At 28.9% G+C, this 14591-nt stretch carries 13 protein-coding genes and 1 other annotated feature; of the genes, 10 read left to right on the top strand and 3 right to left on the bottom strand.

Annotated features, from left to right (window positions below; genetic code table 11):
* Positions 1 to 24 precede the first annotated feature (24 nt).
* A complete protein-coding gene (locus tag T514_RS0104010) occupies positions 25 to 213 on the top strand; it encodes a ferredoxin (protein WP_027623607.1) in 189 nt (62 codons plus the stop codon).
* 63 nt (positions 214 to 276) lie between these two features.
* Here the strand turns inward: T514_RS0104010 and T514_RS26900 are convergent, their stop codons facing one another.
* The gene (locus tag T514_RS26900; protein ID WP_169735797.1) at positions 277 to 453 is read right to left on the bottom strand and encodes a hypothetical protein; all 177 of its coding nucleotides are present in this window, start codon (positions 451 to 453) and stop codon (positions 277 to 279) included.
* A 156-nt stretch (positions 454 to 609) separates the two neighbouring features.
* Here T514_RS26900 and T514_RS0104020 point away from each other — a divergent pair, with 156 nt between their 5' ends.
* A complete protein-coding gene (locus tag T514_RS0104020) occupies positions 610 to 1713 on the top strand; it encodes a sensor domain-containing diguanylate cyclase (protein ID WP_051541771.1) in 1104 nt (367 codons plus the stop codon).
* Positions 1714 to 1786: 73 nt separating this feature from the next.
* On the opposite strand, the gene T514_RS0104025 is transcribed toward T514_RS0104020, so the two are convergent.
* Positions 1787 to 2791 carry a DUF3048 domain-containing protein gene (locus T514_RS0104025; protein ID WP_027623609.1) on the bottom strand — a complete coding sequence of 335 codons (1005 nt, stop codon included), beginning with the start codon at positions 2789 to 2791 and terminating at the stop codon, positions 1787 to 1789.
* Between the two features lie 310 nt (positions 2792 to 3101).
* Between T514_RS0104025 and T514_RS0104030 the strand changes: the two genes are divergently transcribed.
* The 3 genes from T514_RS0104030 to T514_RS0104040 all read left to right on the top strand — a co-directional run bounded on the left by T514_RS0104030 (position 3102) and on the right by T514_RS0104040 (position 6255).
* The gene (locus T514_RS0104030) at positions 3102 to 5219 is read left to right on the top strand and encodes an anaerobic ribonucleoside triphosphate reductase (protein WP_027623610.1); all 2118 of its coding nucleotides are present in this window, start codon (positions 3102 to 3104) and stop codon (positions 5217 to 5219) included.
* 1 nt (position 5220) lies between these two features.
* Positions 5221 to 5724, top strand: coding sequence for an anaerobic ribonucleoside-triphosphate reductase activating protein (gene nrdG, locus T514_RS0104035; protein ID WP_027623611.1), 504 nt, complete (start codon positions 5221 to 5223; stop codon positions 5722 to 5724).
* 165 nt (positions 5725 to 5889) lie between these two features.
* A complete protein-coding gene (locus tag T514_RS0104040) occupies positions 5890 to 6255 on the top strand; it encodes an ArsR/SmtB family transcription factor (RefSeq protein WP_027623612.1) in 366 nt (121 codons plus the stop codon).
* A 194-nt stretch (positions 6256 to 6449) separates the two neighbouring features.
* Here T514_RS0104040 and T514_RS0104045 read toward each other — a convergent pair whose 3' ends face one another.
* A complete protein-coding gene (locus T514_RS0104045; protein ID WP_027623613.1) occupies positions 6450 to 7091 on the bottom strand; it encodes an MBL fold metallo-hydrolase in 642 nt (213 codons plus the stop codon).
* A gap of 291 nt (positions 7092 to 7382) precedes the next feature.
* Here T514_RS0104045 and murI point away from each other — a divergent pair, with 291 nt between their 5' ends.
* The 5 genes from murI to ileS all read left to right on the top strand — a co-directional run bounded on the left by murI (position 7383) and on the right by ileS (position 14534).
* The gene (gene murI, locus T514_RS0104050) at positions 7383 to 8168 is read left to right on the top strand and encodes a glutamate racemase (RefSeq protein WP_027623614.1); all 786 of its coding nucleotides are present in this window, start codon (positions 7383 to 7385) and stop codon (positions 8166 to 8168) included.
* Between the two features lie 204 nt (positions 8169 to 8372).
* Positions 8373 to 8708, top strand: a complete 336-nt coding sequence (locus T514_RS0104055) for a DUF3870 domain-containing protein (RefSeq protein WP_027623615.1) — start codon at positions 8373 to 8375, stop codon at positions 8706 to 8708.
* Between the two features lie 24 nt (positions 8709 to 8732).
* Entirely contained in the window at positions 8733 to 8906 is a 174-nt protein-coding gene (locus T514_RS26475) for a hypothetical protein (protein ID WP_156939794.1), read from the top strand.
* 331 nt (positions 8907 to 9237) lie between these two features.
* On the top strand, positions 9238 to 11004 hold the full coding sequence (locus T514_RS0104065; RefSeq protein WP_051541773.1) for an N-acetylmuramoyl-L-alanine amidase: 1767 nt from the start codon (positions 9238 to 9240) through the stop codon (positions 11002 to 11004).
* A 71-nt stretch (positions 11005 to 11075) separates the two neighbouring features.
* Positions 11076 to 11295: a binding site (T-box leader), on the top strand.
* 131 nt (positions 11296 to 11426) lie between these two features.
* A complete protein-coding gene (ileS, locus tag T514_RS0104070) occupies positions 11427 to 14534 on the top strand; it encodes an isoleucine--tRNA ligase (protein ID WP_027623617.1) in 3108 nt (1035 codons plus the stop codon).
* The last annotated feature ends 57 nt before the right edge of the window (positions 14535 to 14591 follow it).

Raw genomic sequence — 14591 nt, forward strand, 5'->3', positions numbered from 1 at the left:
TATATATATAAGGAGGTTATAGCAATGAGAGCTTTTATAAATAAGGAAGCATGTATAGGTTGTGGATTATGCCCATCAGTAGCACCAGATGTTTTTGAAATGGATGATGATGGAAAGGCTAGAACTATAGTAGAGGATGTACCAAGTTCATCTGAAGATGCTGCTAAAGAAGCAGAATCTAGTTGCCCAACAAATGCAATTGCTACAGAATAATGAAAAAATAAGGAGATAGATTTCTCCTTATTTTTTTATAGTAGTAAGTATTTATGTATGGCTTTAGAAGAAGTCGATTAATTTATCATTTGTAAGTCTCATTACATTAGGATCTATGTTTACTGTATCTCCTACATGTACATTTTCAGGGAGACTAAATTTACTTACCTCCGTAGTGATTCCATTCTCAAAACTTACAAAGGCTTCTGTATTATTCATATCAATTATTCTTCCTAGCATAATGTTACCTCCATTATAATAATATTATTAATAGTATTTACATGTTTAATTAATTTAATTACTGTATTAAAAACAATGATATAAATAAGTTGTAAATTAAATCTATGGAGGATATAATTCTAATTAAAAGTATAGCGTGATCAAATGGAGGCAAAAATGATTAACAAGTTGTTAATTGGCATATTAATATTATTAATAGGTGTTATTTTGCTACAAACAATAAAAACTAGGAAAATGGAAAGTTATATTCAAACAGTAGAAAAAATAAGATCAACATTATATGATGTTGCTTATACTATAAGTAATACAGATAATGAAGAGGAGATATATTCTAGAATATTAAATACATCTATAAAATTAATTCCATATGCTTCTAAGGGAAGTATAATTATATTAGATGATGATAATAAGTTTTATTTCAAAACTTTAGTGGGATATCCAAAAGATTTAATGAATATTTCTTTTAGAAAGGAAGAATTATTTATAAATAATATAGAATCTAAAGAAAGTATAATAATAGAAAATCCTTTTAAATTTGATGAAAATTTTTTAAGTAAGCGGAACATTAATAAGTTAAAAGAAAATAACGCACTAGATATTAGCTGCACTATAAGTTGTCCACTATATATAGATAATGATTTAATAGGATTGCTAAATATAGATAGTACAAGCTATAATAAGATTTTTACAGAAGAAGATAGGATATTTATGAATTATATAAAAAATGAATTGGAGTTAGTATTAAAAAATTCTTTAACACAGAAGAAATTAAGGTATATGGCAAATTATGATGAGCTTACTGGGCTTATTAATAGAAGATATTTTAAGAGTATTTTTATAAAAGAAATAGAAGAAATAAAAAAGGAAATGAGTATGCTAGCAATTGTAGCAATGGATATTAACAATTTTAAATGCATTAATGATACTTATGGGCATAATATAGGAGATGGAATACTAAAGGTTTTTGCCCAAGTATTAAAAAGTAGCATTACAGAAGAACATATATGTGCTAGAATATCAGGAGATGAGTTTATACTATTATTTAAAAATTATACTCTAGAAAATGCAGAAAATAAAATAAAAGAAATAAAGAATGAATTAAGAAATTTAAATTTAGTAAATATAAATTTAGATTTTAGTTATGGTATTTATTGCGTTAGTTATGATGATAAAATATCATTAGATGATATTTTGATAAAGGCAGATAGAGAAATGTATAAAGATAAAAAGAAATATCATTGTAATAATGAAAAAGGTTAGTAACATATATTATAATGAGGATGATAATATATATTTAATAAATTAAACGTATATTATCATCCTCATTGTTTAATTATTTAATTTTTATTTCAGCCTGCTTATCTATAATGTTCCACCAAGTTTTTCCTTGAGATAAAGGGACTTCTTTATTTTGGTCATCTAAAAATACAGTGTTAGAATTAAGATCTTTTTTATACCATTTACCTTTAATAAATTTACCATTACTGATAATATAGCATGTACCTTCACCTGTAAGACGTATGTTTATATGTTGTAAGGCATCTTTTTTTAATGTTATATCTGTTATTTGAACTATAATATTATTTACAACTATGGGGGCATTATCTTCTCTATTTTTACATTGATTTGATGACATATACTTATAGTATAGTCCATCTTTATATGTGTAAGAAGTATTATAATATTTATTAAGTTTTAATAATGTGCTACTACAATCAGATAAAGTAGCATTTTTCCAATAATCACTGTTAAATTTAAAGTGAAATTTAGAGCTAAAAGAAAATTTATTTTGTTTTATCAATTCCCTTAACTTAGATGAAGAAGTATAAAGACTATGTTCATATTTTCTGCTTTTATCTCGCCAATAAGCTTTTCCGTATGTAAATTCATTTAAACTAGGTAATTGTTCTTTTTTTATTCTTATTTCAGCTTCTTCACTATAGCCACAATGGGCAAATGGAAGATTATTTTCTATAGCTATATCAAGGAAATAAGGTCTAGCACTTCTGACAGGTCCAATTTTTTCTGAGTCGTTTTTATGATAAAGGGCCATAAATCTAGGGATTCCACCTTCTGCCATGGTTTCATAAACTATATCTGCTTGGATCAAACCAGATTGAGGACGAGCGTCTTTTGAGTTTTCTATTATTACCATAAATGGTATTTTGTCATAAATATCTTTTGTTATCTTTTCTCCTGTATAAGGGGAAAAATATGATTCTTCAATTTTTTTGGGAGGTTCTTCTGTTGCTATATCCTTTTTTTCTTCATTAGGTTTATTACAACTACTAAACATAATAAATGGTATACATAGTAATAAAAAAATGATTTTTTTCATAATAAATACTCCTATTCTATAGTTAATCTTAATATTATTTTATACAAATTTTACCATATATGCAAATGTAAAATCTTTATATAATAATTATATTTGAAGTTATTACATTTAAAGTAATAAAGGTACCAAATTATATATTTTTAAAATATCAACATCATCATGGGTATAAGAAAATGAAAAATAGGAAGATAATAAGGAGAAAATAAATCTAGTATCATTTCAATGTTATTTTTAAAATTGCCTAAAATAATTTGCCATAGTATAATGTCAAGGTGCATACACAATATATGGTAGGTAGGGGGAATTAGTTGTGCTACATGTTGTAAAAAGAGATGGCAGGAAGGCTACGTTTGATTCGACAAAGATTACGAATGCTATAAAGGGAGCTTCTGAAGAAATAGGGTATAATCTAAAGGAAAGTGAGTTCATAGATTTAACTCAAAAAGTAATAAGAAGGTTAGAAGATACTGAGGAAAAGGAAATTTCTGTTGAAGAAATTCAAAATATATTAGAAAAAACTCTTTTAGAGAATAACTATAGAGAAGTGGGAACGGCTTACGCAAACTATAGAAAAGAAAGAACCAAAATAAGAGAAATAAAATCTGATTTAATGAAGGCAATAGAGAAAATAGGAGTGGAAACGGATAGAGATAATGCCAATGTAGGAAATAATTTTTCATCAAAATTATTAAGAATAGCTAGTGAATCTAATAAATGGCATAATCTATATACAATGCCTAAGCATTTGGCAAAGGCACATGAAAATGGAGATGTATATTATCATGATTTAGATAGTTATAATTTAACTACTAACTGTTTACATATACCCACTAAGGAAGTATTGCTTAGAGGATTTAATACAGGATATGGATATATAAGACCGCCTAGAAGAATAGAGTCAGCTTGTGAATTATCATGCATTTTATTACAATCTACTCAAAATGATATGTTTGGAGGACAAGCACATCCAGATTTTGATAATGATATGGCGTCCTTTGTAGAGCCTACTAGAAATGAGATAAGGGAAGAGTTAATAGAAGTAGGTTTGGATAGGGAAAAAGTAGAAGAATTAGTAGAAAAAAGATTAATGAAAAATATAAGTCAAGCAATGCAGGGCATTGTATATAATTTAAATACAATGCATTCTAGAGCAGGTTCTCAAGTACCTTTTAGTTCAATAAATATAGGTATTCCTCAATCAAAGGATGCAGCGCTTATATGTGAAATATTTTTAAAAGAATATGAGAAAGGCTTAGGAAAAGGGGAACAACCAATATTCCCTAACATTATATTTAGGGTGAAAAAGGGAGTAAATAAAAATCCTAGTGATCCTTATTTTTACTTATTTGAGTTAGCATGCGAAGTTGCTAGTAAAAGAATGAATCCTACTTTTATGAATATAGATGCTGATTTTAATCTTGAGTATTATGAAAGAGGATATCTACCTGCGACCATGGGATGTAGAACTAGAGTGCAGTCTAATATAAATGGTGAGCCTACAGTAAAAGGAAGAGGTAATATAGCTCCAACTACCATTAATTTACCTAGATTAGGTATATTAGCTAAAGGAGATATAGATAAATTCTTTAGTCTTCTAGATAATAGATTAAATTTAAGTAAAGAATCTTTATTGCATAGATATGATGTACTTAAGAGATTAAGGGTAAAGGATTTACCTTTTGTGGCTGGACAAGGGTTAATGAAAGGTTCAGAAGATTTATTGCCTGAAGATAGCATAGAGCCAATTTTAAAGCAGGGTACTTGGGCTATAGGATTTATAGGTCTTGCAGAAACTTTAACTGCTTTAATTGGAGAACATCATGGGCAGTCAAAAAGGGCAAAGGAATTAGGATTAAAAATTATAAGTTATATAAAAGAATTTGCTGATAGAATTACAGAAGAAACTCATTTAAATTGGAGTTGTTACGCCACTCCTGCAGAAGGATTGAGTGGTAAGTTTATTTTACAGGATAAAAAAGTTTTTGGAGAGATAAAAGGTGTTACTGATAAGAATTACTATACTAATGGTTTTCATATACCAGTAGGATATTCTATTTCTATAAAGGATAAAATAGATATAGAAGCGCCATATCATAAATTATGTAATGGAGGACATATTACATATATAGAATTGGACGATTATCCAACACAGGATGTAATAATGGATATATTAAACTATGCATATGAAAATACTAATATAAATTATATAGGTATAAATTTTCATATAAGATACTGTAAGGATTGTGGAACATATCTTATTAATGATGAAAATAGTTGTCATGAGTGTGGAAGCTTAAATATTCAGGGAATATCAAGAGTTACAGGATATTTAAGTTTAGATGAAAGATTTGGAGCTGGAAAAGTGGCAGAAAGAAAAGATAGGGTATCTCATACTCATGGAGTGCGTTTTTATGAGGTGATGAACTAACATGGAGGAGCTTCAGGTAGCAGGATTTTTAGATAATTCTTTAGTAAATGGGCAGGGGCTGAGGTCTGTATTATTTGTCTCAGGTTGCCATCATAACTGTAAGGGATGTCATAATAAAGCTATGCAGGATTTTTCTTATGGAGAGAAAGTAAATATAGAGGAGATTTTCTTTAGAATAAAAAGAAATATTCCTATAATAAGAGGAGTAACATTTTCAGGAGGAGAGCCTTTTGAACAAGCAGGTGCATTATGGAAGTTGGCTGAACTAGTTAAAGAGGAAGGACTTAATATTTGGTGCTATACAGGATATACCTTTGAATATATATTAAATAATATAAATAATGAAGGTTGGAAAGAATTAATAAATACTATAGATGTTTTGGTAGATGGTAGATTTGAAGAAGATAATGTTATAAAAGATTTGAAGTATATGGGTTCTAGTAATCAAAGAACTATAGATGTAAAGGAAAGTTTAAAAAATAATAAAGTAATTATTTATAGTTAAGCTAAATCTAGTAGGTAACCTTACCATGAAAATTATAAGCATAATAAGTTTTTATGGTGAAGGTTATTTTTTATATTAATTTTTATTTATCACCTTTAAAGTTGAATAAAAAATTAAAAGAATATATAATACATATGAAGATATTTTGGTATTTGAGGTGAAAAAATGAAAAGTACTGAAGAGATAGAGGTTTGCAGCTGTTGCAAAGTTCATAACGATTGTGTTAATTGTGTAAAAAAGAATATGTTAGATAATGAAACCTTTACAAGATTATCTGATTTGTTTAAGGTGTTGGGGGATTATACTAGAATTAAAATAATATATGCTTTATTCAATAAGGAATTATGTGTTTGTGATATTGCAGAGTTGCTAGATATGAGTCAGTCTTCTATATCTCATCAATTAAGAATATTAAAGGCTGCCAGGTTGGTAAAGTTTAGAAAAGAAGGTAAAGTGGTATTTTACTCTTTAGATGATAATCATATAGATCAAATAATAAATTCAGGATTAGAACATGTTGAACATAGTTAAGGCACATTAAAAAAATAAATAAGTCAGTATGCTAGGCTATTTTGCATCATACTGCGTCATCAGAACCCACTGATAGCTCTACTAGCAGTGGAATCTGCTTCCTTGCCTGATACAAAATATCCGTTGCATCTTTGACTTGTTATTTATTTTAATGTGCCTGAAGAGTCATAGCAATATGACTCTTTAATTTTAAGTTATTTGTAATCTAGTATTTCTACGTGATTTTCAAGGTCATTTAAGTCTCCAGTAATAGTTATAGAATTACTGTTAGCTTTATGAGCATTTTTTATATGTTTAAGAAAAGTTTCAAGTCCTTCTAATGGAAAAGTAAGATCAGGAGTTTTGTAGTGCATAGGTATTATCATGTGACTTTTAATTAACTTTGTTATCTGAGCTGCTTCTTTACCATCAATAGTATAATGACCACCTACTGGAATAAATAATATATCCACGTTTTCCAATTCCTTTAATTCTTCCTTAGATGGAACGTATCCTAAATCACCTAGATGGCATAGCTTATATTCATCTACTTGGAACAAGTAAATTATATTTTCACCACGTTTTGCTCCTTCTACTTCATCATGATAGGATGGTATACCTTGAATATTAATATCAGAAACGTAGAAATGACCAACTTTATCAACTATTTCTGTATCTTTTAAGGAAATTTCTTTTGTATAATCATGATCAAAATGATGGTGACTAATTGTTACTATATCCACATCCCCAGAAAAAGTATTATATCCTATAGAGTTATCAAAAGGATCTGTTAAAATAGTTCTTCCCTTAGAATCTTTTATAAGAAAAGAAGAGTGTCCTAGCCATGTTATTTCCATAATTCACACCTCTGTAATAATATTTTATATTAATTATTATATCCTAAAATAAGTTATTAAAATAATTTTCTGAAAATATAAAATAACAAAACAATTGACAAGCTTGGACTAATTTGATACAATATTTTTAAAAGATAGATGAAGTGATATTAAATAAATTTAATATATACTGTTCATTATATTGGTATACAAATTAAGTATAAAATAAAACTTTGTATATATAAATGTAATGAAGCCGGTTTTCTGATTGACAGATAACCGGCTTATATTTTTTGTGGGAGGGCGGTTTTTATGATGAAAAAAAATAGTGCAATAGGAGTTATGGATTCTGGAGTAGGAGGACTTACTACTGTAAAGGAGCTTCAAAAACTTTTGCCAAAGGAAAATCTAATATATTTTGGAGATAATAAAAATGTACCATATGGCAATAAAAGTGAGGAAGAAATTATAGCTCTAACTAGAAGAATGATAGAATTTCTTATAAGCCAAGATGTAAAAGTAATCGCTGTAGCATGTAATACAATATCCACAATAATAGATGAGATAAGTAAGGATTATGATATTAAAATAATTAAAGTAATTGATCCTGTAGTTGATAATATAAAGAATACGCTAAAAAAAGACAAGGTTGGATTAATAGCAACTAATTTCACAGTTAATAGTGGTTATTATGATAAGATGTTGGGGAATATAAGGGTATTTGGAAAAGGGTCTGCAGAGCTTGCTGCAATTGTTGATAGTGGAAAGATAGATAGAGAAGAAGTTAAAAGAATAATAAAACTACATGTAGATAAAATAATTGAAGCGGGACATGTAGATACAATAATATTAGGATGTACTCATTATCCAATACTAAAAGATTTATTCCAGGAGTGCTATCCAGATATTAACTTTATAAACCCAGCGTTCCAACAAGCAGAGGCGATAAAGGATTACTTAAAAGAAAAAGAATTAATTAATGAAGTAGAAGATAAATACTTTAAGATATTTACTTCAGGAGATAAGGATAAGTATGATGTAATAATGGAGATGTTAGATTTAGAAGGTCCAAAGGAGATAATACAATATAAAGATTGATTTATATATTTTCAGAAAAAAGATTCGGACTGATTAAAAACAATCAGTAATCCGAATCTTTTTAATTTAAAGTTGATATTAATATCTCTTTAGTTAATTAAAGTACTAATAATTTAATTAATTTTGAATAGTCAGTAGTTTATAACTAATGAACTAGTGTATAATCTAATATATAGTTATAACAAAATTAAGGAGGGATACTAAATGAACTATGATAAAAATACCATATACATAACAGGTATAGCTAGAGCTAATAACACTGATCCAATTACAGTAATGTATAACTGTTTCTTTTTAGGAGTAATAGTTAATAGGGAAAGTGGAATTATTGTAGACATAACATGCAATACAATTAGCAATGTTACTACAGATTTTATAAGATCTATTCTTGTAGGATATAATCTTGGAAAGGATTTAGAAAAGATGATAAACGAAGTACATGAAAGATTTTTAGGAACAGCGCAAAAGGCTTTGGTGGTAGCTTTAAAGGATGCTTACAATAAATTTTTAATTGAAAGAAAAAAGCACAATAAGGAATAGATATAATAAGATTGGGTGATTATTATGGGGATAGTATTATTTACTCCTGCTTTAATAATACTGGTGTTAGCTATTTTTAAAGTAAATGTGAAGGTATCCATGCTTTTAAGTATATTAGTAGCATCGGTGAATTTAATATATTTTTGGTTTAGTAAAGATAATGTTAAAAAATCTAATATTAAATATATGAAGATATAATTATAAAAGATAAAAATATATCAAATTGAAAAGATGATTTTATGAGTTGGATATATTTTTTGGTATAATTTTTAAATATGATATATTTTTAGGTATAAAAAATTTGAAAATTATATTATAATGTAATTAAGTATGATAAAAAAATTACGAAATAAATTTTTAGATTATAGAGCATAGAGCAAAGAGCATAGATAAAAAAGTAGCATAATTTTTAGTAAAAAATAAAGAAAAATTATCCTTAATCTGTGCTTTATGATCTATGCTTTAAAAAGTTGTAGTCATATTTAAACATAAAATTAAATATAAGTGGGGTGGTTACTTGAAGAACGTCGTGATAAAGTTTATAACAATATGTACATTTTTATTAGCCATATTTTTAGGTGCAGGTCAGGTAAATGCAGCTTCAAATTATAAGGCATGGCCTTCTAAAGATAAGGTTGAGCAAAATAAGACTTGGATTATAAAATTTAATAGTGAAATAAAGAGAAGCAGTATAAATGAAAGCAACATTTATGTTACCAGCGAAAGTGGACAAACCATTCCTGTTAATATACAAATTGCTGCAGATAATAAATCTATACAAGTTTCCTTAAAAAATACATACAAGTATGAATCTAGTAGAAAGTATTTTTTAGTAGTAACTGAAGGAGTACAAAAGGTATCGGGAAAGGCTTTAGCAGACCCAGTAAAAATGCAATTTACTATTAAAGAGGATACATCACCTAAGCCTACAAATAAAGATCTTGTTGTATGTATAGACCCTGGTCATGGAGGAAAAGATATTGGTATTACAGGAGCTACTGGAGTAACTGAAAAGGATGTAGATTTAAGTGTTGCTTTAAAAGCAGGTAATATATTAGAGAAAAATGGAGTAAAGGTAATTTATACAAGAAAAGATGATAATATTACTTGGGAAAAGGATGATATGAAACCACGTTTGCAAGTTCTAAGTATAGAAAAAGTAGATTATTTGGTAAGTATTCATTGTAATATGGCGAGTAATAGTGATGCTAATGGTGTAGAGACATTTTATTTAAGTGGAGATTCAAAGGGTGGAAAGTTAGCTGACAATATACAGAAAAAAATAGTTTCTTCTACAGGAATTAGGGATAGAGGAGCAAAGACAGGGGATTTTCCTGAATTAACATTTGCTAATGTTCCATCAGTAAAAGTCATTCTAGGATTTTTAAATAATCCTGACGAAGAAAAAAAGTTAGCAAGCATTGATATGCAAAATAAATATGCTCAAGCTATAGCAGATGGTGTTATTAGTTCTAGAGAAGTACAAGGTGTAGAGGATTTAATAAAATATGTTTCTGTAGAAGATATAATAAATAATGTAACTGAAGGAGAAAAATACACATTACCAGAAAAAGTAAAGGCAAAGACCAAAGATGGAAATGTTGAAGAGGTTAGTGTAACTTGGGGTAATAGAACTGTAGATACCAGTAAGGCTGGAACTTATAGCTATACTGGAACTGTTGATGGATATAAGGGCACAGTTAGTTTAGCTTTACTTGTAACATCTAAAGGTGATAGTAGATATGTGGTATGTATAGACCCAGGTCATGGAGGGTATGATTCTGGAGCAGTTGGACCAACAAAGGTAAAAGAAAAAGATGTTACTTTATCCGTTGGACTTAAAGTAGGAAATATTCTTCAAAGTAAAGGTGTAAAGGTAGTTTATACAAGAACAAGTGACAATGTTTCATGGCCTTCAAATGAAAGACAAGATCTTCAGAAAAGATGTGATATATCTGATAGTGTAAAAGCAAATTATTTTGTAGCTATTCACTGCAATTCTAATGATGTAGCTGCTGCTAATGGAACTGAAACTTATTATAGTAGTGGAAGTGCAGCGGGTGAAAAGCTAGCTACATATGTTCAAAATGAACTTATTAAAAATCTAGGCACTACAGATAGAAAAGTAAAGACTGCAGGATTTTATGTACTAAAAAATACGGATGCTCCATCTATTTTGGCAGAATTAGAGTTTATATCTAATCCAACAGGAGAGAAAAATTTAAATAGTGATTCTTTCCAAAATAAATGTGCCCAAGCTATAGCGGATGGAATATTAAAAGCTTTGGGAAAATAAATTGACAATAAAAAATTGTTATAATATAATATAAGATAAATTAAGAGACAATAATTAAATTTTTAGCTGTTTTAAAGGCTGTGAAGAGGAAAAGTAGTTAAGATGGATACCTTAAAGAGAGTGGAGGTTGGTGAGAATCCACAGGTAAAATTTTAATGAAAATCACCTTGGAGTCGAATGCCGAAGTAATAGTAAGCTTATCCGTAATCCTGCGTTAAAGGATAGAACATTATTGTGTTTGAATTTATTTAATACCATAGGTGGTATAGCGAATATAACTTCGTCCTATTTAGGGCGAAGTTTTTTTATTATTGCGAAACCAATATAATTTAGTATATGTTGTTTTGAGAAAGATATTTCCATTAAAGTGATTAATAAATAAAAACAAAGTTAAAATAAATAAAAATAGGAGGGATCTGCATATGTATAAAAAAATCGATAATTCCAAAGGTTTTGTTCAAATAGAAAAAGATGTATTAGAACTTTGGAATGAAAAACATATAGTAGAAAAGAATTTTGAATTAAACAAGGATGGAGAGTACTTTACATTTTATGATGGACCACCAACAGCAAATGGTAAACCTCATGTAGGTCATGTACTTACAAGAGTTATAAAGGACTTAGTACCAAGATATAAAGTTATGAGAGGATATAGGGTATTAAGAAAGGCTGGATGGGATACTCATGGTCTTCCAGTAGAGCTAGAAATAGAAAAGAAATTAGGAATTTCAGGAAAGCAACAAATAGAAGATTATGGCGTAGAAAAGTTTATAAAAGAATGTAAAGAATCTGTATTCACATATTCTAAGATGTGGAAGGATATGTCAGAGAAATTAGCATTTTGGGTTGACATGGATAACCCATATGTCACATATCATAATGATTATATAGAATCAGTATGGTGGGCATTAAAACAAATGTGGGATAAGGGACTTTTATATAAAGGACATAAGGTAATTCCTTATTGCCCAAGATGTGGAACAGCCCTTTCTTCACACGAAGTTGCTCAAGGATACAAAGATGTAAAAGAAGCTACAGCTTTTGTAAAATTTAAGGTAAAAGGTGAAGAAAATAAATATATACTTGCATGGACAACAACTCCTTGGACATTGCCAAGTAACGTAGCTCTTGCTGTAAATAAGAGTTACGATTATGTAGAAGTTTTAAATAATGGAGAATATTTAATTCTTGCAAAAGGACTTTTAAATGTACTAGAAGGAGAGTATGAAATAGTAAAGGAATTCAAGGGAGAGGATTTACTTGGATTAGAATATGAACAGTTATTCAATTTTTATACTCCTGAAGAAAAAGCTTTCTATGTATTACATGGAGACTTTGTTACATTATCAGATGGTACAGGTGTTGTTCATATGGCACCAGCCTATGGTGAAGATGATAATATAGTTTGCAAGAAACATGGATTACCATTAATTAATTTAGTTGATGGAGAAGGAAAATTTGTAGATTGTGTAGAGCCATGGAAAGGACTATTTGTTAAAAAGGCTGATCCTAAGATATTAGAATACATGAAAGAAAAAGGAATACTTTATAAATCAGAAAAGTTTACACACTCATATCCTCATTGCTGGAGATGTGATACTACACTTCTATACTATCCAAAGGATAGCTGGTTTGTAAAAATGACATCTTTAAGAGATAAGCTTTTAGAAAACAATAATAAAGTTAATTGGTATCCGGATAATATAAGAACAGGAAGATTTGGTAAGTTCTTGGAAAATGTTATTGACTGGGGAATCTCAAGAGATAGATATTGGGGAACACCTCTTCCAATTTGGGAATGTGAATGTGGTCATAGAGAATGTATAGGAAGTGTTGCTGAACTTAAAGAAAAGGGAATAAATGTACCTGAAAATATAGAATTACACAAACCATACATTGATAATGTTAAATTATCATGCCCACATTGTGGAAAAGAAATGACAAGAACAGGAGAAGTTATTGACTGTTGGTTTGACTCAGGTTCAATGCCTTTTGCTCAACATCATTATCCATTTGAGAACAAGGAAATATTTGAATCAAATTTCCCTGCTCAATTTATTTCTGAAGCAGTAGATCAGACTAGAGGCTGGTTCTATACATTAATGGCTATATCTACATCATTATTTGATACAAATCCATTTGAAAATTGTATAGTTTTAGGTCATGTTCTTGATAAGCATGGACTTAAAATGTCAAAGCATAAGGGAAATGTTGTAGATCCATTTGAAGTGCTAGATAAAGTAGGAGCAGATGCTTGTAGATGGCATTTCTATACAGCTAGTGCACCATGGCTTCCAACTAGATTCTCTGTTGAGGATGTAGAAGAAACTCAAAGAAAGTTCTTAAGCACTTTATGGAACGTTTATTCTTTCTATGTGCTTTATGCTGATTTAGATAAATTTAATCCATTAGAATACAAAAACTTTGTAAGTGATAATGTAATGGATAAGTGGATTATGTCTAGATTAAATACATTAATTAAAGATGTAGAAGAACATATGGATGGATATAGAATAACTCAAGCAGCACTTGCTATAGAAGATTTTGTTGATGAGTTATCTAACTGGTATGTAAGAAGAAACAGATCAAGATTCTGGAGTGAAAAATTAACAGATGACAAAATTGGAGCTTATGTAACATTATATAGAGTTTTAACGACTGTATGCCTTGTTGGAGCACCATTTGTACCATTTATAACTGAAGAAATATATGAAAACCTAGTAAAATCTTTAGATAATGATGCGCCAGAAAGTATACATTTATGCAAGTGGCCAGAATACAATGAAGATTTAATGGATAAAGAATTAGAAAGAGAAATGGAAGAAGCTTATAAAATAGTTAAGCTTGGAAGAAGTGCAAGAAATGGATCTAACATAAAAAATAGACAGCCGCTTTCAAAAATGCGTGTAAGCTCAAAATCTCTTCCAGAATATTATGGAGATATAATAAGAGATGAACTTAATATTAAGGAAGTTCTATTTGGAGCAGACTTATCAAAATATGTTAACTTTGATATTAAACCAAACTTACCTGTACTAGGTAAAGCTTATGGTAGATATATTCCAGTTATAAGAAAAGAGCTTGGTGCTATGGATCAAATGGAACTTGCTCAAAAGATTCAAACAGGTGGTAGTGTAGTTATAAAAACTGGAGATGTGGAAATAGAACTAAATAGCCAAAACTTACTTGTAACAATGCAGGGACTTGAAGGATTTGCTTTTGCAGGTGAAGGTACTATAGGTGTTGTATTAGATACAACTATAACTGATGAATTAAAAGAAGAAGGAAACTTGAGAGAAATATTAAGTAAAGTTCAAAATATGAGAAAAGAAAGTGGTTTTGAAGTAGCTGATAAAATTAAATTATATGTAACTGGAAATGAATTACTTGAAAGTGTAGTAAATAAGTATGAAGATTTAATTAAGAGAGAGACTCTTTCTACAGAAGTTTACTACAATAAAGAAAGAGAATATACAGAATGCAAAATCAATGGTGAAGACTTTAAAATTGCAGTTGAGGTTGTAAAATAGGCAATATGTTTAAAAAGAGCATAGAAGAATATTCTTCTATGCTTTTTTTAAAAGCTT

Source organism: Clostridium lundense DSM 17049, from assembly GCF_000619945.1.
GTDB lineage: Bacteria > Bacillota > Clostridia > Clostridiales > Clostridiaceae > Clostridium_AO > Clostridium_AO lundense.